The organism is Roseobacter sp. SK209-2-6, assembly GCF_000169455.1.
GTDB lineage: Bacteria > Pseudomonadota > Alphaproteobacteria > Rhodobacterales > Rhodobacteraceae > Pseudophaeobacter.
In genome coordinates, this window is the sequence record NZ_AAYC01000002.1 from 121,505 (window position 1) to 137,888 (window position 16,384).

Annotated in this window: 15 protein-coding genes; 7 read left to right on the forward strand and 8 right to left on the reverse strand. The window is 58.6% G+C overall.

Going from position 1 to position 16,384, the window contains the following annotated elements; translation table 11 throughout:
• Nucleotides 1-101: 101 nt before the first annotated feature.
• The 5 genes from RSK20926_RS03750 to RSK20926_RS22980 all read right to left on the reverse strand — a co-directional run bounded on the left by RSK20926_RS03750 (nucleotide 102) and on the right by RSK20926_RS22980 (nucleotide 5,852).
• Nucleotides 102-1,733 carry a membrane protein gene (locus tag RSK20926_RS03750; RefSeq protein ID WP_008204505.1) on the reverse strand — a complete coding sequence of 544 codons (1,632 nt, stop codon included), beginning with the start codon at nucleotides 1,731-1,733 and terminating at the stop codon, nucleotides 102-104.
• A complete protein-coding gene (locus RSK20926_RS03755; RefSeq protein ID WP_008204508.1) occupies nucleotides 1,730-3,040 on the reverse strand; it encodes an HlyC/CorC family transporter in 1,311 nt (436 codons plus the stop codon). Before RSK20926_RS03755 ends, RSK20926_RS03750 begins: the two co-directional genes overlap by 4 nt.
• Before the next feature lie 84 nt (nucleotides 3,041-3,124).
• Nucleotides 3,125-4,111: a tyrosine recombinase gene (locus tag RSK20926_RS03760; protein WP_008204509.1), complete on the reverse strand. Its 987-nt coding sequence runs from the start codon at nucleotides 4,109-4,111 to the stop codon at nucleotides 3,125-3,127.
• Nucleotides 4,111-5,703: a hypothetical protein gene (locus tag RSK20926_RS03765; protein ID WP_008204510.1), complete on the reverse strand. Its 1,593-nt coding sequence runs from the start codon at nucleotides 5,701-5,703 to the stop codon at nucleotides 4,111-4,113. The genes RSK20926_RS03760 and RSK20926_RS03765 overlap by 1 nt, the downstream gene beginning before the upstream one ends.
• Nucleotides 5,703-5,852, reverse strand: coding sequence for a hypothetical protein (locus RSK20926_RS22980; protein ID WP_008204511.1), 150 nt, complete (start codon nucleotides 5,850-5,852; stop codon nucleotides 5,703-5,705). The genes RSK20926_RS03765 and RSK20926_RS22980 overlap by 1 nt, the downstream gene beginning before the upstream one ends.
• A gap of 81 nt (nucleotides 5,853-5,933) precedes the next feature.
• Here RSK20926_RS22980 and RSK20926_RS03770 point away from each other — a divergent pair, with 81 nt between their 5' ends.
• Together RSK20926_RS03770 and aroB are read left to right on the forward strand one after the other, a co-directional pair.
• The gene (locus RSK20926_RS03770) at nucleotides 5,934-6,524 is read left to right on the forward strand and encodes a shikimate kinase (protein ID WP_008204512.1); all 591 of its coding nucleotides are present in this window, start codon (nucleotides 5,934-5,936) and stop codon (nucleotides 6,522-6,524) included.
• Nucleotides 6,524-7,636 (forward strand): 3-dehydroquinate synthase, encoded by a 1,113-nt coding sequence (gene aroB / locus RSK20926_RS03775; RefSeq protein ID WP_008204513.1) that lies wholly within the window; start codon nucleotides 6,524-6,526, stop codon nucleotides 7,634-7,636. The genes RSK20926_RS03770 and aroB overlap by 1 nt, the downstream gene beginning before the upstream one ends.
• Nucleotides 7,637-7,849: 213 nt before the next feature.
• On the opposite strand, the gene RSK20926_RS22005 is transcribed toward aroB, so the two are convergent.
• Together RSK20926_RS22005 and ssb are read right to left on the reverse strand one after the other, a co-directional pair.
• Nucleotides 7,850-9,919 (reverse strand): methyl-accepting chemotaxis protein, encoded by a 2,070-nt coding sequence (locus RSK20926_RS22005; protein ID WP_198136555.1) that lies wholly within the window; start codon nucleotides 9,917-9,919, stop codon nucleotides 7,850-7,852.
• Between the two features lie 359 nt (nucleotides 9,920-10,278).
• Entirely contained in the window at nucleotides 10,279-10,797 is a 519-nt protein-coding gene (gene ssb / locus RSK20926_RS03785) for a single-stranded DNA-binding protein (protein ID WP_037253698.1), read from the reverse strand.
• Nucleotides 10,798-11,148: 351 nt separating this feature from the next.
• On the opposite strand from ssb, the gene RSK20926_RS03790 reads away from it, so the two are divergent.
• From RSK20926_RS03790 to RSK20926_RS03810, 5 genes are all read left to right on the forward strand, one after another.
• Nucleotides 11,149-11,694, forward strand: a complete 546-nt coding sequence (locus RSK20926_RS03790; protein WP_442852517.1) for a lytic transglycosylase domain-containing protein — start codon at nucleotides 11,149-11,151, stop codon at nucleotides 11,692-11,694.
• 233 nt (nucleotides 11,695-11,927) lie between these two features.
• Nucleotides 11,928-12,302 carry a hypothetical protein gene (locus RSK20926_RS03795; RefSeq protein ID WP_037253700.1) on the forward strand — a complete coding sequence of 125 codons (375 nt, stop codon included), beginning with the start codon at nucleotides 11,928-11,930 and terminating at the stop codon, nucleotides 12,300-12,302.
• A 132-nt stretch (nucleotides 12,303-12,434) separates the two neighbouring features.
• Complete coding sequence (locus RSK20926_RS03800; RefSeq protein ID WP_008204518.1) at nucleotides 12,435-13,616, forward strand: cytochrome-c peroxidase; 1,182 nt, start codon at nucleotides 12,435-12,437, stop codon at nucleotides 13,614-13,616.
• Nucleotides 13,617-13,710: 94 nt separating this feature from the next.
• Nucleotides 13,711-14,664, forward strand: a complete 954-nt coding sequence (locus RSK20926_RS03805) for a LuxR C-terminal-related transcriptional regulator (protein ID WP_008204519.1) — start codon at nucleotides 13,711-13,713, stop codon at nucleotides 14,662-14,664.
• A gap of 132 nt (nucleotides 14,665-14,796) precedes the next feature.
• Nucleotides 14,797-15,795 carry an MBL fold metallo-hydrolase gene (locus RSK20926_RS03810; RefSeq protein ID WP_232281843.1) on the forward strand — a complete coding sequence of 333 codons (999 nt, stop codon included), beginning with the start codon at nucleotides 14,797-14,799 and terminating at the stop codon, nucleotides 15,793-15,795.
• 48 nt (nucleotides 15,796-15,843) lie between these two features.
• On the opposite strand, the gene RSK20926_RS03815 is transcribed toward RSK20926_RS03810, so the two are convergent.
• On the reverse strand, nucleotides 15,844-16,323 hold the full coding sequence (locus tag RSK20926_RS03815; RefSeq protein ID WP_037253882.1) for an ester cyclase: 480 nt from the start codon (nucleotides 16,321-16,323) through the stop codon (nucleotides 15,844-15,846).
• Nucleotides 16,324-16,384: the final 61 nt, after the last annotated feature.

Sequence of the window (16,384 nt, forward strand, 5' to 3'; positions counted from 1 at the left end):
TTAGAAATTGGCTATCCCTCGAAAGAGTGAGGCAGGAATTGCCTGAGGCGATTGATCTTGCAGACGCACTGCAATGAGGGCCGACCAGTGGTGCTGTAGCCCTAATCGCGGCTGCGCAGGGGGCTGTTTTGCACCAGAAGAACGGCCAACACCGGCATGGCCAGTTTGATCAAGGCGACGGTGATCAAGAGCACGCCCAGCGCGCTGTAATCGGCAGGGGTGGTGACCAGACCAGCCTCGTCCTTGACCTCTCGGGTGACGAGAAAGACCTGGTTCAGGTACTTGGTGCCAAGGCTGGAAGCTGAAAGCGCCAGATTGGTAAAGGAGGCCATGACCGCAAAGAAGGTCGCCTTAAGACCCGAAGGCGCGTTGCGGGCGATCCAGGCCAGCATCGGGATCATCGCAACCTGGCCCAGGGGGCTTTCTACTGCCGTATCCACCAGCGCGATGAAACGCGCGTCCACCAGCCCGCCGGTCAGGGAGGCGGTCCATTCATGCAGCCCGTAGTAAAGCCCGATATTGGGCAGGCTCAGAACGGCTTCGGTGGCAGCCAGGAAGAGGATGATCCAGACAATGGTGTTATTGGCCATCATCGGTCGCAGCACAATCATACCCGCCAGGGTCAAAAGTGAGGTCAGCAGCGAAAGCACCGAGAGGAACTGTGGATCAAACCCCAGTATGTCGATCTCGAACCAGGTGGAGGCAGCGCCGTTCAGCGGCGTGGCACGATAGGCAAAGATGATGATCGCGGTACCGATGAGGGCGCGGGCCTGCTCGGGCGTCAGGGCCTGGATCAATTGGCGCATCAGCACCAGAATGATGGCCATGGAACCGGCAAAGACCACTTCTTGCGAATGGGGAATATCCCCCAGCCCGGCGCCAAGTGACAGGGCCAGAAAGGCGCCGCCACCGATGAAGTACCACCAGTTTACCGCTGTCTCGTCCCGCGGGATCTCCAGAAGGCTGCGGATCTTGTCCTGAGCCAGGCCTGCACGGCGCAGTCTTGTGGCCTTCAGGTGCTTTTGCACCATCGCCAGCGCAACGCCGCTGAGTGACAAAAGCGGCACCAGAAGGGCAAGTTGGTAGACCTGAGCATAGAGCGCGCCTTTTTCTGCCTGGGGCAGGGCATCGGCGCCGTCAAACAGGACCACATTCAGTGCGGCAGCAGCACTGGAGCCGCCGATCAGAGCGATGCGGCCAAAGGTTTGCATGGTGGTATGCATGGCCCGTGTCTCATCGCCGGAATAGGCCGTACCATCAGGGCGTCTATGCGGCACCGCCTCCACCGACATGGCATCGGCAACCACATCCTGCAGCACAAAACCCACCGGGGCCAGCAGCGCTGAGAGCACGTACCAGCTGGCGGCTGGCGCGAGGGTTACCATCGCCCCGGGCATCAAGAGCAGCGAGGCGATAATGCCATAGCTTGAGGCCATCAGGGCGGCACCCAAGAGGATCAGCAGGTATTTCCAGGGCCAGATCAGGTCGGTGAGATGGCCCAGCGGCATCTTCAGCGCCCAGGGTAGCCCGGCCCAGAAGGCAAGACCGGCTAGAAAAGCGGCCTCCAGATCCAGGTATTCCTTGACAAAAAAAGCGCCCGCCACGCTGGTGATGGCCTGGGTGCCATAGGCAAAATAGATCAGCAGCGGCGGCAGAAAGCTCCAGCGCATCTGGCGGAACAGATCAGCAAAGACCTGATCAAACCAGTGTAGAAGCCGCGCCGCCGCCCTCATGCCAGCGGCCTGATCTTAAACCCAGTTATGCGGTTGCCCTCGCGGGCCATGACCTCAAAGCGGAAGCCATGGAAGGCAAAGACCTGACCCACGGTGGGGATCATCTGCGCCTCATGAATGACCAGGCCGGCGATTGTATTGGCCTCCTCATCGGGCAGGTTCCAGTCGGTGGCCCTGTTGAGGTCGCGAATGGTTGTGGCGCCATCCACCAGATAGTTGCCATCGCTGTCTTTCTTGGCGACGCTCTCCTCATCCGGATCGAACTCATCGGTGATCTCACCGACGATCTCTTCCAGGATGTCTTCCAGCGTGATCAGCCCCTGCAGAGCGCCATATTCATCCACCACCAGGGCAAAGTGACTGCGTTGGCGCAGGAACTGGCGCATCTGCTCGTCCAGCGTGGTGGTTTCGGGCACAAAATAGGGGGGCTTGGTGACCGAGGTGATCTGAAAGTTGTTGAGAGCTGCGGCGTCGCCGTCGGGCCCGCCGATCTGGGCGTACATTTCGCGCAGAAGGTCTTTGGCATGGACAATGCCAACGATGTTTTCCTGCTCATCCTTGAAGACGGGGAGGCGGGTATGGGGGGAGGTCAGGCATTGTTCCAGAATGACAGAGGGTTCCGCATCCGCATCGATCATCTGAATGTTGGAACGATGCAGCATGATTTCTTCGACAAATCGCTCTGATAGATCCAGAGCGCCCAGAATTCGGTCGCGGTCCTCTTTCTCCACCACCCCTTCGGAATGGCCCAGCTGCAAGGCGCCGGCAATCTCTTCGCGTACCGCCATGATCTGGCTATCTGGGTCGATCTGCACCCCAAAGAGGCGCAGGATGCCCCGCACCAGAAAACGCACCGCGCCCACAATTGGCGCCAGAATGGTGACCACCAGGCCAATGACCGGGGCCACTGCGGCGGCGGCCTTCTCGGCGTTGGAGATCGCATAGGTCTTTGGCAGAACCTCTGCAAAGATCAGCACCAGAAGCGTCATGACCAATGTGGCAAAGGCCACGCCGCTTTCGCCAAAGGCGCGGGTCAGCACCGCCGTGGCCAGCGAGGTGGCGAGAATATTGACCAGGTTGTTGCCCAAAAGAACCGAGCCAATCAGCCTCTCGCTATCCTCGGTCACATCCAGAGCGCGCTGCGCCCGGCGCGAACCTTTGTCGGCCTGACTGCGCAGCTTGCCCCGCGAGGCCGCCGTCAATGCGGTTTCCGAGCCCGAGAAAAAGGCCGAGAGCACCAGGAGGAGCAGGATTGCCCCGGCTGAAATCCAAAAGGCGCTATCCATCATGCTTTGGGCACTGTCCATGGGAGGTCCGATTTTCCAGTTCTGTCATCAATGGTTATGGGGCGCAGGCGCGCGCCAATCAAGACCTGCCAGCGGCTTGCCTTGCTAGTCTTTCTCTGAATCTGGCGGCGCTGTCCCCGCATCCGTCTTGCGACGGGTCTTGGAAAGCGGATGATGATCCATCACCAGTTCCTGCAGGCGGGCCTCCAACACATGGGTATAGATCTCTGTTGTGGCGATATCTGCATGCCCCAGGAGGGTCTGGATCGCCCGCAGATCCGCCCCATTGGCCAGAAGATGCGTCGCAAAGGCATGGCGCAGCGTATGGGGCGTGACCTTTTCGGGGTCAACGCCGCCGGTGACAGCCAGATCCTTGATCAGGAGGTAGAAAAAATGCCGCGTCAGATGACCGGCTTTGCCTCGAGAGGGGAACAGAAACCGGGAAGACGCGTGGCCCTTGGACCGGTTCGCCTCATCGGCCTTGTCTCTAACGCTCAGCCAGGCGGCCAGCGCATCACGGGCAGGTGGAGAAAGTGGCACCAGCCGTTCTTTGCCGCCTTTCCCCAGAACCAAGAGCATCTGCGGATCACCGCGCGCAGAGGAGACGGGCAGCGAGACCAGCTCACTCACCCGCATGCCAGTGGCATAGAGCAGCTCCATCAGGCAGCAATTGCGCAACCGGTCCTCCGGGCTGCGCCCGGTTTGGCGCGCCGCGTCCAGCAGGCGATCAACCTCAATGACTTCCAGGGTTTTGGGCAATTTCTTGTCCCGCCCCGGACCGCTGATCTGGATCGCCGGATTGTCGCTGCGCCATCCTTCCTCAAAGGCAAAGCGATAGATCTGCTTCAGCGCCGAAAGACGTCTGGCGCGGGTCGCGCGGGACAGGCCTTCGGCGTCACAGGCTATCAGATAGGCTTCGATGTCTGCCCGCTGTGCGGTAGCAAACCCGCTCTCGCGATGAAAGAGCCAGGAAGCGGCGTCCTTCAGATCCCGTCCATAGGCCAAGAGGGTATTTCGTGCGGCGCCGGCTTCTGCGGCCTGGGCCTCCAGAAAGGTGGAGATCCATTGATGGTCATCTGCGGGCGCAGTCATCACCCGCGCTCCAACAACATCAATTGCAGTGCTGCCCGACGCGCCGTGTCCTCCAACCCGATCGCGCGCAAGGCGGCAAGCGCCTGGGTGAGATCCCCCAGATTGCCCGCAGCCCCCCGCGAGAAAAGTGTCATGCTGCGCAGGATTGCCTCTCCCAGTTGGCCATTGTCCAAAAGGGCCTGGATCTGCGCCGGAGGACGGGTTGCATCACTGAAACCCAGTGCGATGGAATGGGCAAGAGGGCTAGGGGCAGGTCGAGGCAGGGGCTGGGCTTCGGCCGCAGTGCCGTCTTCGGAAGCGACCAATCTCGGGGCATAGCTGCCCGCGCGTCCCTGAGCCAGAGCCGCGAGAAACAGGGTTTCAGCCTTTTGATCCGGGGACCGGTGAGAGGCGATCTCATAGCTTGGCGCCAGAAGTTCAATACGCCAGGCCAGGGCAGCGATTTCGCCCTCAAATTGAAAACGGGCCAGCGCCTCGGCAAAGAGATCGGCAAAGCCAATCTCCAGACCGGCGCTCTGCATGGCTTGCCAGACCTCTGGCAGGGCCGTGGCGATTTCTGCGCTGTCGTTGCTTTCCAGCGCCTTTTCAAAGCTTTGAAGTGCTGCGACGCGGTCCCAGACGCCGCCCGATGCCGCCGGGCGGCGTTCGGTGTAAAGGCCCAACAGCTGATTGGGGTTCAGTGCGCCAGCACGGGTCAGCCGCTCAGCGGCCTCCAGCTGGGCTTTCCATCCTGCAACATCGCGCAGATCCGCCGCGGCAAAGACCCGTGGCAAGGGAGCGGTTGGCAGGGGCTCTCCGATGGTTTCAAACAGGCGAAAGGTTAGAGGATCGGGTTTGGAGGGCAGGGGAAGCGGTGGTGCGAGCTCAAAAACATCCGGATTCAGGAAGCGGTCCAGCAGGTTGAGCTCCTCCTTAGAGAGCAGCTCCAGCGCATGGGCGGCTTCCAGCAGTAATGCAGCCGTGGGCCAGTCGCCCCGGCGCGCCGAGCAAAAGATGCGGACCCGGTAATCGTTGGAAAGATGGGGTGCCGCCGTAAGTGACGCACAGGCGCGATCCTCATCCCCGCTCAGCAAGGTGGTGAAAAACCAGCGCTTAAAGCGTTCTGGCGTTTGCGCCGGTCCAGCTTGCTCAACAAGGGCCTGCGCCGGATCGGTTGCGCCCTGCGCGATCAAGCGATCCAGACGCGACAGAAGGATGGCATCCCCCTCGCTCTGCAAGGGGCGGCTCTCTGAGAGCAGCAGCGTGAATAGCAGGGACTGCAAAGCCGGGTTGCCCTGAACAGGCACCGTACGGATCAGGCGGGCAATCTCTTGCGCCTCACTGCCAGCCCAAAGATCCAGTGGCAGCCCCGTTGCCGTGGGCGAAACCAGGCCGATGGGCGGCAAAAGCGCCTGCAATGGGGTCACGGTGACCTGTGGCTGTGTCGCGCTGCCTGTAACCGGCGCCTCCAGCAAAACCGTGTCCGGCAGTTGCGGCTCTTTGTCGGGCTGTCCGAGCCAGTCGATGACTGTCAGCGGCGCCTGCGCCCCAGCAGGGAGTGGCAACCAGAGGCTAAGACAGAGGGCAAAGAGGGAGGCAGGTTTTGTGTGCATCAATTCGCATCCAGGATCACCGGCGTGCGAACTTCCTGCGTTGGCGCGCTGAAATCAGCGCCAAACCATGGGCCCAGGTAGGCATAGGCGACCAAGCCCAGCGCTGCCACCACCACAAGATAGAAAAGATATTTGATCAATCGCCCCATCAGTCACCTGTTGCCTGTTTCTTGGTGTTTTGCTCAAGTTATATATGGCCTTTTTGTCAATATCACGTCATTCACTCAACTATGAGCGAAAAAGAGCAAATACCCGCGGATATGCCTCAGAAAGAGGTGCCTGGACGTCTCAAGAAGACACTTGTCATGGTGGGCATGATGGGGGCCGGAAAAACGGCAGTTGGCCGGGCCTTGGCCGCGCGTCTTCAGGTGCCCTTTCTGGATAGTGACCATGAGATCGAAGCGGCGGCAAATATGACCATCCCTGAAATCTTCTCTCGCGATGGAGAAGCCTTTTTCAGGTTGAAAGAACGACAGGTCATTGCGCGTTTGCTGGAAGAGGAATGCGGTATCCTGTCGACCGGCGGCGGCGCCTTTCTGGCTGAGGAAAACCGCGCGATCATCTCACAGCACGGCGCGTCGGTCTGGCTGAACGCGGATCTGGAGGTGCTTTGGAACCGGGTGCGGCATCGCGATACCCGGCCCTTGCTGCGCACCGCAGATCCACATGCGACCCTGTCGGACCTCTACCACAAACGGGTTCCCCTATATGCCCTGGCGGATCTCGCAGTGGTCTCTGAGGGCAAGGCCTCAATCGAAGAAATGGTTGACCGGGTGATAGAAGCACTCGAGTCGCGTCCCGATGTATTGGAGAAAAACTGATGGAACGCTGCGTGCATGTGCCACTTGAGGGGCGGGCCTATGATGTGGTGATCGGCCCCGGGCTGCTGGCCCAGGCCGGTGAGCGGATCATGCCACTATTGCGGCGGCCAAAGGTTGCGGTTCTGACCGATGAAACAGTGGCGGCCCTGCATCTGGAAGAGCTGCGCGCGGGCCTCGCCTATGCGGGGATCGAGATGGAAGCCCTGGCCCTGCCTCCGGGGGAATCGACCAAGGCCTGGCCGCAATTCACCCGTGCGGTGGAATGGCTGTTGGAGATGCGGGTCGAGCGCAACGATGTGGTTGTGGCCTTTGGTGGCGGTGTGATCGGGGATCTGGCCGGTTTTGCCGCCTCGGTCCTGCGTCGTGGCGTGCGCTTTGTGCAAATCCCAACCTCCCTGCTGGCGCAGGTCGACAGTTCCGTTGGGGGCAAGACCGGCATCAATGCGCCCCAGGGCAAAAACCTGATTGGCGCCTTCCACCAGCCCAGCCTGGTGCTGGCTGATACCGAAGTTTTGGGCACTTTGACGCCTCGTGATTTTCTGGCCGGCTATGGCGAAGTGGCCAAATATGGCCTTTTGGGCGATGCGGAGTTCTTTGCCTGGCTGGAAGAGAAAGGGCCTGCGCTTGCGGCGGGCGATATGGAAGCCCGTGTCGAAGCGGTCGCGCGCTCTGTCCAGATGAAAGCCGATATTGTCGTTCGGGATGAGACCGAGCAGGGGGATCGTGCCCTGTTGAACCTGGGTCATACCTTCTGTCACGCCCTGGAAGCGGCAACCGGCTATGGTGATCGTCTGCTGCATGGGGAAGGGGTCGCCATTGGTTGTGCCCTGGCCTTTGAGCTTTCCTCGCAATTGGGGCTGTGCAGTCAGGAAGATCCCAGCCGGGTGCGCGCGCATCTCAAGGCTATGGGGATGAAATGCGATCTCTCCGATATTGAAGGGGAGCTTCCCAGCGCAGAGGCGCTGCTGGATCTGATGGGACAGGACAAAAAGGTCGTGGATGGGCAGCTTCGCTTTATTCTGGCGCGCGGCATTGGTGAGGCTTTTGTCACTGCAGACGTTCCCAAACCTATAGTTCTACAGATCCTGAAAGAGGCGCTGGACCAGCGGTGAGACCTGTTATGGGATTCAGAGTGGATCCCGTCCGGCGGATCCAGGAGATAAGACAGGGGGTGAGCAATTCTGCTCACCCTCATTTTCGTTTTAAATTCATCATCTCTTCTCCGGCTGATGCCGTGGCCCATCCCTCGTTAAGCTCCTGCTGGTCTGCCGGTTAACCCCCTGAGCGTTGCTCACGAGCAGGGGGTAGCCTATCCATTGGACCTTCTATGCGGCCTGGCTAGAAGGCGCAGCAAAGGGCATAGCAGAGGAGCCTTTGAGTGCTGCAGAACCTGATACGGAGAACTGCGCGATTAGATCATTCAGTTCCGAAGAGCGATGGCTCAGCTGTTGTGACGCCGCAGTGGTTTCTTCTGCCATAGCAACATTCTGCTGGGTGACCTGTTCGATCTCATAGACTGCGCCATTGATCGATTGCAGCTGCTCCGACTGTGCGGTGACCACCGAGGCCACTTCCTGCATCAAGGTAGAGATTTCCTGTACCTGGCGATCCACCTTTGACATGGCATCGCCCGCACGTCCCACCAGATTGGTGCCTTTGCGAACCTGTTCGGAGCTGCGCGCCGAGATCTCATCAATCTCGCGAACCGCCTGCGAGCTGCGTTCTGCCAGGGTACGGACTTCGCTGGCCACAACCATAAAGCCCTTACCGGCCTCACCCGCGCGGGCAGCTTCGACACCCGCATTCAGGGCCAAAAGGCTGGTTTGGAAAGCGATATCTTCAATGACCTGCGCGATTTTGGAGATCTCACCGGATGAGGCGGAGATCTCTCCCATGGCGGCAACCGCTTCATTCACCGTGTGATGGCAATTCTGAACATTTTCGAGGGTAGAGGCCGCGATTTTGTCCACTTCCTGCGCGTTGGAAGAGGATTGGCTGACGCTGGCGTTCAACTCGGTCATGGCAGAGGTGGTTTTCTCCAGCGCGACGGCCTGGGATTCCGTGCGATGCGACAGATCTTCGGCATTGCGGGATATTGCCTGAACCTCGTTGTTCACTGTGGTAGACAGATCGCTGACCATAAGAAGTGCGTCCTGCAGCACTTCTGAAGCCGCATTGAAGTCGGTCTTCATCGATTCAAATTCTTCGGGAAACTCCCCCTGGATACGGTTGGTTAGAACCTTGTCACGCAGTTGCGAAAGCCCCTGACCAATCATTCTAGTCACCGAGAGCGCCCGTTCAGCCCGCTGAGCTTCGATCTTGGCATCTTCCTGACGCTTATGCTCAAAGGCCTCTCGTAGGGCGACGACGCTGCGGGCCATCTGTCCGATTTCGTCGTGCCGATCAGCACCTGGAATGTCGATATCCAGCTCAAACCGCCCCAAACGCTTGAGAGCATGGCCAAGCACAGCGATGCCTCGGGTGATATCGCGGGCAACCACGGTGAGCAGCGCAAAAACCGCCAGTAGAATTCCTGCGAGAACCACCAGATTGGTTGTCAGCGCATTGCTGTTGACCTGATCAAAGCGCGCCATCTCTTCCAGAAGAAGCGTGTTGAGCTGGTCTTCGATGTCCTTCATTTGCTCAAGCTTGCGCGTGGCAAGGGAGAACCAGCTCTGGGAGGTCATGTCCCCGGTCTCACCTCCGGTGAGAACAAGATGACGTATCTTGGCGACTTCTCGAGCCTGAGAGCCTTCCTCAAAGCTACGAACCAGAGCTTGAAAATCCGAACCTGCAAAGCGCTTGAACTCACTCAGGCGGCCCTCGGCACGCTCATTCATCATGGCCAGACGAATGCGCAGGGAATCACTCCATCCTGCGGCAAAACCTGCTGCACCAACCGCCCGTTCCAACCCGGCGGCATCCTTGGCCAACAGGAAATAGGAGAGAGCGGTTCCCTGGCGAGAGATACTGAGGTCATCGATCTGTTGGACCATATTGACCCCAAGGGCCACGAGTTTTTCGTTGAGTTGGGTGTAAAAAGTGACCGCCTCTGAAAGGGATAACTCCCCATTATCGATCCGCGCGCGAATATCGCGGATCTCATTTAGGCTGTTGCGCAGTTCAGAGAGCTGAGAACTGCTTGCATCCTCCTCATTGTTACCCTCCCCAGTATTGTCGGTGAGCGTGATCAAAGCATCAATGAAATCAGCCTGTCGTCCCATGCTGTCCTGACGTGCTTTGAGCAAGGCAGCAGGAAGATCAGCCTCACCGCTAGAAATGTAGCCGGCACTGGTGCCGCGCTCCACTTGAAGAGCATGTACCAAGTCACTGGAAGAGCTTATTAAAGTTCCCGTCGCTGCGGCATCTACGCTTGCCTTGTCGCGCAAAGCCATGAGATGTGAGATTGAAAACCACAGCATCAAGGCAAGGGGTATCGATATGAGAATCCCGATTTTTGCAGGGATGGGCATTTTGTGGAAGAGGTTGAGGCTCATGTTTGCGGACCTGTGCAAGAAGTTACACAGATGAGCTATGAGCAGCACGTTAAGAAACGCTTTCAAAGTGAGACTTGAAAGCGAAATTTGCGCTGGCTTCATGGCGAGGATAGCGCTCATTTTAGATATCAACCAAACCTAAATAATGTATTTAGAAGGTAGGTTTCCCCAGCGTAAAGAAAGCAAAAAAAATGGCGCTGTGTGAACCAACGCCATTTTTTGTTCCATCCCGTACCCGGGATCTATGCTGTGTTTGTTTAAAAGGGGATCTCATCATCGTCGATGTTGTGTGATGGGCCGCTGCTACCACCACCAAAGCCGCCACCTTGGCTGCCGCTGTCATAGCCGCCGCCACCTTGGCCACCGCCGTAGCCGCCACCCTGGCCGCCGCCAAAGCCGCCGCCGCCGGAGCCGCCACCTTCACCACGGCCATCCAGCATCGTAAGGGTCGAGCCAAAGCCCTGCAGTACCACCTCGGTCGAATAGCGGTCCTGACCACTCTGGTCCTGCCATTTGCGGGTTTGCAGCTGCCCTTCGATATAGACCTTGGAGCCTTTGCGCAGATATTGTTCTGCGACCCGCACCAGCCCTTCGTTGAAGATTGCGACCGAATGCCATTCGGTCCGCTCGCGGCGCTCACCGGTATTGCGATCTTTCCAGGTTTCAGAAGTTGCGATACGCAGGTTGCACACCTTGCCGCCGTTCTGAAAACTCCGCACTTCTGGGTCGCGTCCCAGATTGCCGATTAGCATTACCTTGTTGAGAGAGCCGGCCATAAGAGTTTCCGTCCTTGTCTGTTCGTCTGTCTGTTGTTCTGAGGCGGCGAGGGGAGTGCCAATGCGAATCTGCACCGCCGTGTTGGCTGCACAGTATAGACCCAGCCCGGGCGAGGAAAGCACCGCTATGTGCTGGCAGAACTATTCCAAAGTTGCTCTGTGGAGCCTGGGGCATAAACCGGGACTGTGGCGGTGTCGAGCAAAGGCTTGCCTATGGAGTAGGGGAAACTTCCAATTTGCAGAAAAACCGCTATTCTCTGCGGCGGAGCCGGGAAACCGGATGTTTGGGGCAATCTACGAGCGGTCATGAAGGTGCTGAAAAGGTCTCTTTTTGCAGTCCTGGTTTCGGGGATGCTGCTGCCGCATCTGGCTGAGGCTGACATGTTCAGCACCAAAAGCCGCCGCGAAGTTATGGCGAGCCAGATCAAGCTGCTGAACAGCCGCGCCGCAGAGCAATACCAGGACTCGGTCCGATTGCAGCCCAAAGCGGATCCGGCGCTGCTCTCGCTGAGCCCACGTTATACCGGTAAATATCAAGGTGAGTTCCTGGATATGGCGCGTCGTGCAGCGCGCAAACATGGCGTGCCAGAGGATCTCTTCCTGCGGCTGGTGCAGCAGGAAAGCAATTGGAACCCAAATGCGGAGTCGCACAAAGGGGCCCTGGGTCTTGCGCAGCTCATGCCAGCCACCGCGCGCCGATTGGGCGTAGATCCGACAGTCCCAAAAGAGAACCTCGAAGGCGGGGCTCGCTATCTTGCCAAGCAGTTTCGCAAGTTCGGATCCTGGCGCCTGGCGTTAGCCGCCTATAATGCAGGCCCGCAAGCGGTTAAAAAATATGGCGGCATCCCGCCCTATGAAGAGACCCTGAACTACGTAAAGAAGATCTGGGGAAGCTGAATAGCCGCCTGATAGCTGCGCGCGGTCTTGGCTATTCGGTCACTTCGCAGTCACCTAAACCCTCAAATACACGAAGTCGTTTAAGCGGGCCCTTGGGCCTGCATCTGCTTATCCACAGATTTTTGCATTAACCCACAGGTAACTAAGCTTAATGCCGCGTTAACAGCCTGACTTGGCCATTAATCTGCCTTAATTCAGAGTGAAAAACCTCGCCAGTTTCAGGAGGAAATGCCGTGACCAGCAGAAGCTTTGATGACCGCCTTGACCGTCTCCAGTGGACACCCGGAGTTGTGCCGAGCAACGAGGTGATCGACAGCATTTTGGGCGGAACCGCCAATGCGGGTGGGCGTAGCCTTGCGGCAACCCTTGGCGGAGCCATTGCGGGTATCCTGACAGGTTTTGGTGTCAAAGGGATGACACTTGTTGGTTCCCCTTGGGGGCCTGATACCGGGATGACGGGCCTGATCGGGGGCGGCGCTTCGCTTGCTGCACTGGCAGTTTCGATCCTCTTGGCATTCTACGTTGTTTTTCGCGGCAAACAGAAGCCACGGCTGATGCAGTTTGCCTCGATGAATCTTCTGATGATCGTTGTGTTACTGCTCGCCTAGACATGACGAAAGACCGTTGACCACGTGGGAGTGGGGGGTGATTTGTTCCTGATTTTTTTAATCAGGAATTGAACTCTGAAGACGGTTCATTTATGGGCTTCGGGACAAAGCTTGCTGCCAGTCCCGGAGCCCATGATGTTTTTGAAATGCGCCTATCCCTTTGTTTGTACTGCGGTCTTGGCTCTAACCGGAGGCGCCGTACTCTCGCAGGGAGAGGCGAAGCCGGGTGGAAAGCCCCTAGGTGCCGCCGGGCAGGAGGCACTGGGCGAGGCGCTGTTTTTTGATACCTCCCTGTCCAACGAAGGCAGTCAATCCTGCGCCACTTGCCATGATCCGGAAAGCGGATTCGCCGACCCCAGGCGGACCGCTAAGGGGGCCTTCTCCCTTGGCGATGATGGGGCCTCTCTTGGCAATCGTAATGCCCCCAGCGCGGCCTATGCCCGTTTCATTCCCCCATTTCACCGCCAGGAAGACGGGGATTGGGCCGGGGGAATTTTCTGGGATGGGCGTGCTGCGGACCTGGCCGAGCAGGCGGGTGGTCCGCCCCTCAATCCTATTGAAATGGCGATGCCAGACAAGGCGACCCTTGTGGCGCGCTTGGCAGAAAATCCTGCCTATCTTACGGCCTTTGAACAGGAATTCGGAAAAGGCGTACTCTCTGATCCTGATCGGGGGTATGATGCGATGACAAAGGCTATTGCAGCCTTTGAAGAGACGCCCCTCTTTGCGCCCTTTGACAGTAAATACGACCGATACCTGGCCGGAAAGGTTGAGCTGAGCACGGAAGAAGAGCTGGGGCGGGTACTGTTTTTCTCCGAGCAGTTCACCAATTGCAATCAATGCCATCAACTGCGCCAGAGCCCGCTGGACCGGCGCGAGACCTTTAGCGATTACAGCTATCACAACATAGGCTTGCCGCCGAACCCGGACGTCTATTCCGAGGCGGGCATGGCCGCGGATTTCATTGACGAGGGTCTCTTGGCCAATCCGGCCATTAGTGATCCGGGCGAGCGCGGCAAGTTCCGCACGCCGAGCCTGCGCAATGTGGCGGTGACCGGCCCCTATATGCACAATGGCGTGTTTCAGGACCTGCGAACGGTTGTGGCCTTTTACAATCGCTACAACAGCAGATCTGATGCGGCCAAGATCAATCCTGAAACCGGCAAACCCTGGGGACGCACGATGGTTCCAGGCACGCTCTCGGTCAAAGAACTGACCCATGGCCCCGCCCTGGACGCGCGCCGGATTGACGCTCTGGTGGCCTTTCTCAAGACCCTGACCGATGCGCGCTATGAAGATCAGTTGGAAGACTGAGCCTATGCTGCAGGGCAGCAGTCCCGGGCCTTGATCCGCGGCGTTGCGCAGCCTTAGGATTCAGTATCCTGCAGGACCTCAAGGAGCAGCGCCCATGTCACCGGAAATCCCAGCTGAGACGCTTTCGAATTGGCAGCGCATCGTAGATCTGGTGGCCCGGCTGGCGGATGTGCCCGCAAGCCTTATCATGAAGACAGATGATCCGGACCACGCCGTTCTGGTGACCGCAGATCATCCGGAAAACCCCTATCCAAAGGGGATGGGGTTTCAGCTGCATCCCAGGCTTTACTGCCAGGGGGTGTTCGATCGCGATGGCGAGCTGGTGGTGGAAGATGCGCGCTGCGATCCGGCCTGGTGTGACAACGAAGATCTGGAACACGGTATGTCCTTTTACATCGGGCTGCCGCTGAAATGGCCCGATGGGCAGATCTTTGGCACCATCTGTGTGCTGGACCGGCAACGCAATTCCCGGGCTCTGCTTTTTCGCGAAGGGCTGGCGCAGTTCGCCCGCCTGGTCGAGGCGGATTTGGCTTTGCTGCAAGAGGTTTACCTGCGCCGGGCTCTGGAAGAGAAGCTGACCGAAACGCTGGCACATCTTGAAAAGCGCGTTCAGGAACGCACCCTGGAGCTGCAAGAGGCCAATACCGCGCTAAAGGTGCTGCTGGGGAGCGTGGAAGAGGAGCGTCGCCGCCGGGATGAGCAGATCCTGGAGCAGGTGCGCAGCCTCGTTTTGCCGCATCTCGACAGGCTCGAACCGGTATTGAAGGGGCAGGCCCCCCACATCAGCAGCCTTGATCTGGCGCGGGAGAACCTCTGCCAGATCACCGAGACCCTGACGGACAAACTCTCGGCGGCCTTTGCCCGGATGACCCCGGCAGAAATCGAAGTGGCACAGCTGGTGATGTCGGGCCGGACGACCAAAGATATTGCCGCAGCCCTGTCGCGGGAGACCTCGACCATTGATTTTCACCGCAACAACATTCGCCGCAAACTGGAGCTCGACGGGCGGGCTCAGAACCTGCGCAGCCACCTGCTCGCGATTTCGTGAACAGGAAATAGGGGGAACTCCCCCATATTCCCCCGTGATTTTTCCGGTCTGAGCCAGCTGTCCCTGCCTTGTTAGCCTGTCTCCATGCGGTTCCAAACCAAGAGGGCCGCCACTGAAACAGGGAAAACAAAGATGAAAAAGCAATTGGACCGTAAGGATCTGAAACCCACTTTGCTAAAGGGAGAGCGTGACGCCTTGGCGCCCGGACTATCGCGGCGCTCTTTCTTTATGGCGGCAGGCGCGGCTGGCGTGGCGGCAGGCAGCACCGTTCTGGCAAGCAAACCGGCCGAAGCCCAGTCCCAGGCCTGGCTGCAGCCGGGCAACAACAACCATGTGATCGATCTGCAGGGCGGCACAGGGCGCGCCAGCACCGGCGCGGTTGGTATCGACTATTACGGCCATTGCGCCCTAAAGATAACCTCGCCCAATGGCGCGACGGTGCTCTTTGACCCTTGGCGGGATGACCCATCGGGGGCCTGGGGCCTTTGGTTCAAGAACGAATTCCCGCAAATCGCCGTTGATATCACGCTCTCGACCCATGCGCATTTTGACCATGATGCGATCGAGCGGCCGAACTCTACCATGGTGCTGGACCGGATGGTGGGGAACTTTGAATTCGCGGACCTGAAGATCACCGGATTTGCCGACAAACACGCCTGTGTCGCGCCCGGCTGGTACAATTGGACAAATGCCCTGGCCGAATTTGGCGTTGAGGCCTGTCCGCCCAACAATGTGGGCCATATGGATATGGTGGTCTATCTGGTGGAAACCGGCGGCATCCGCACCCTGATCTGGGGCGACAACCGCCACAATCCGCCGCAAGAGTTCTATGACGCCATTGGTGAAGTGGATGTGCTGACCCTGCCGGTGGACGGCTCGCAGCATATCCTCAGCTACGTCCAGGGGAACGATATCGTCTCCAGGCTGAAGCCCAAGGTGATCATCCCGACCCATTATCTGAACGAGACCACATCCTATACGCTGACCACGCTGCAGGATGCGGATGAATGGGTGAAATCACAGCAGAGCTATCAATTGTTGGACAGTGCTTCGCTGAAACTCGAGGCAGGTGAGATTGCCGGAATGAGTTCAGAGTTCCTGTATTTCGGGAATCACGCTTTGCAGGGGTAGCATATGAACGGCGGTCTGGCGGGGGAGAGCATCCCCCGTCAGGCGTTCTTACTTGCCGCTCAGCTGGCGCAGGGCGCCGGCCCAGTCCTCTACATGGTAAGAACGGACGATCTTACCCTCTTCCAGCTCGTGCACGTCGATTGTCATGATGTCAAAGCCGCGCCCCTCACCATCGACCCCAAAGAAAGGGCCGGCAGGGGTGCCGGTCGCGCGGCTGCGCACGGTGACAAAATCGCCGTCCTGATGCATGGCTTCAACTTTCCAGTCGAGATCCGGGATCAGTTTGGCGAAACCGCCCAGCTGGCCGACAAAAGCTTCGCGCGATTTTACTTTGCCGGAGTAATCACCATAGCTGCCCCATTCTGGCGATGAGATCTCCAGAAAGGCCTCCGCGTGAGTTGCGGAGCCTGGATTGCTGAGGAAGTCGTAGAAGACCTGGACGTTTTCCAGATCCCCGGCCGCTGCGGGGGAGGCGATTGCGGCAGCTGCGATGGCTGTGGCGGCACCAAGATTTTTAAGAGGTTTCATGAGCAGGGGCTCCATTTTCCTGAAGGTTTGAGATCACGGCGTCTTGCGGATCACAGGAAAG

Coding starts and splice junctions, on each gene's coding strand:
- RSK20926_RS03750 (WP_008204505.1), bottom strand. CDS start 1,733: ATGAGGGCGGCGGCGCGGCTTCTACACTGGTTTGATCAGGTCTTTGCT.
- RSK20926_RS03755 (WP_008204508.1), bottom strand. CDS start 3,040: ATGGACAGTGCCCAAAGCATGATGGATAGCGCCTTTTGGATTTCAGCC.
- RSK20926_RS03760 (WP_008204509.1), bottom strand. CDS start 4,111: ATGACTGCGCCCGCAGATGACCATCAATGGATCTCCACCTTTCTGGAG.
- RSK20926_RS03765 (WP_008204510.1), bottom strand. CDS start 5,703: ATGCACACAAAACCTGCCTCCCTCTTTGCCCTCTGTCTTAGCCTCTGG.
- RSK20926_RS22980 (WP_008204511.1), bottom strand. CDS start 5,852: ATGGGGCGATTGATCAAATATCTTTTCTATCTTGTGGTGGTGGCAGCG.
- RSK20926_RS03770 (WP_008204512.1), top strand. CDS start 5,934: ATGAGCGAAAAAGAGCAAATACCCGCGGATATGCCTCAGAAAGAGGTG.
- aroB (WP_008204513.1), top strand. CDS start 6,524: ATGGAACGCTGCGTGCATGTGCCACTTGAGGGGCGGGCCTATGATGTG.
- RSK20926_RS22005 (WP_198136555.1), bottom strand. CDS start 9,919: ATGGCTTTGCGCGACAAGGCAAGCGTAGATGCCGCAGCGACGGGAACT.
- ssb (WP_037253698.1), bottom strand. CDS start 10,797: ATGGCCGGCTCTCTCAACAAGGTAATGCTAATCGGCAATCTGGGACGC.
- RSK20926_RS03790 (WP_442852517.1), top strand. CDS start 11,149: ATGCTGCTGCCGCATCTGGCTGAGGCTGACATGTTCAGCACCAAAAGC.
- RSK20926_RS03800 (WP_008204518.1), top strand. CDS start 12,435: ATGATGTTTTTGAAATGCGCCTATCCCTTTGTTTGTACTGCGGTCTTG.
- RSK20926_RS03805 (WP_008204519.1), top strand. CDS start 13,711: ATGTCACCGGAAATCCCAGCTGAGACGCTTTCGAATTGGCAGCGCATC.
- RSK20926_RS03810 (WP_232281843.1), top strand. CDS start 14,797: ATGAAAAAGCAATTGGACCGTAAGGATCTGAAACCCACTTTGCTAAAG.
- RSK20926_RS03815 (WP_037253882.1), bottom strand. CDS start 16,323: ATGAAACCTCTTAAAAATCTTGGTGCCGCCACAGCCATCGCAGCTGCC.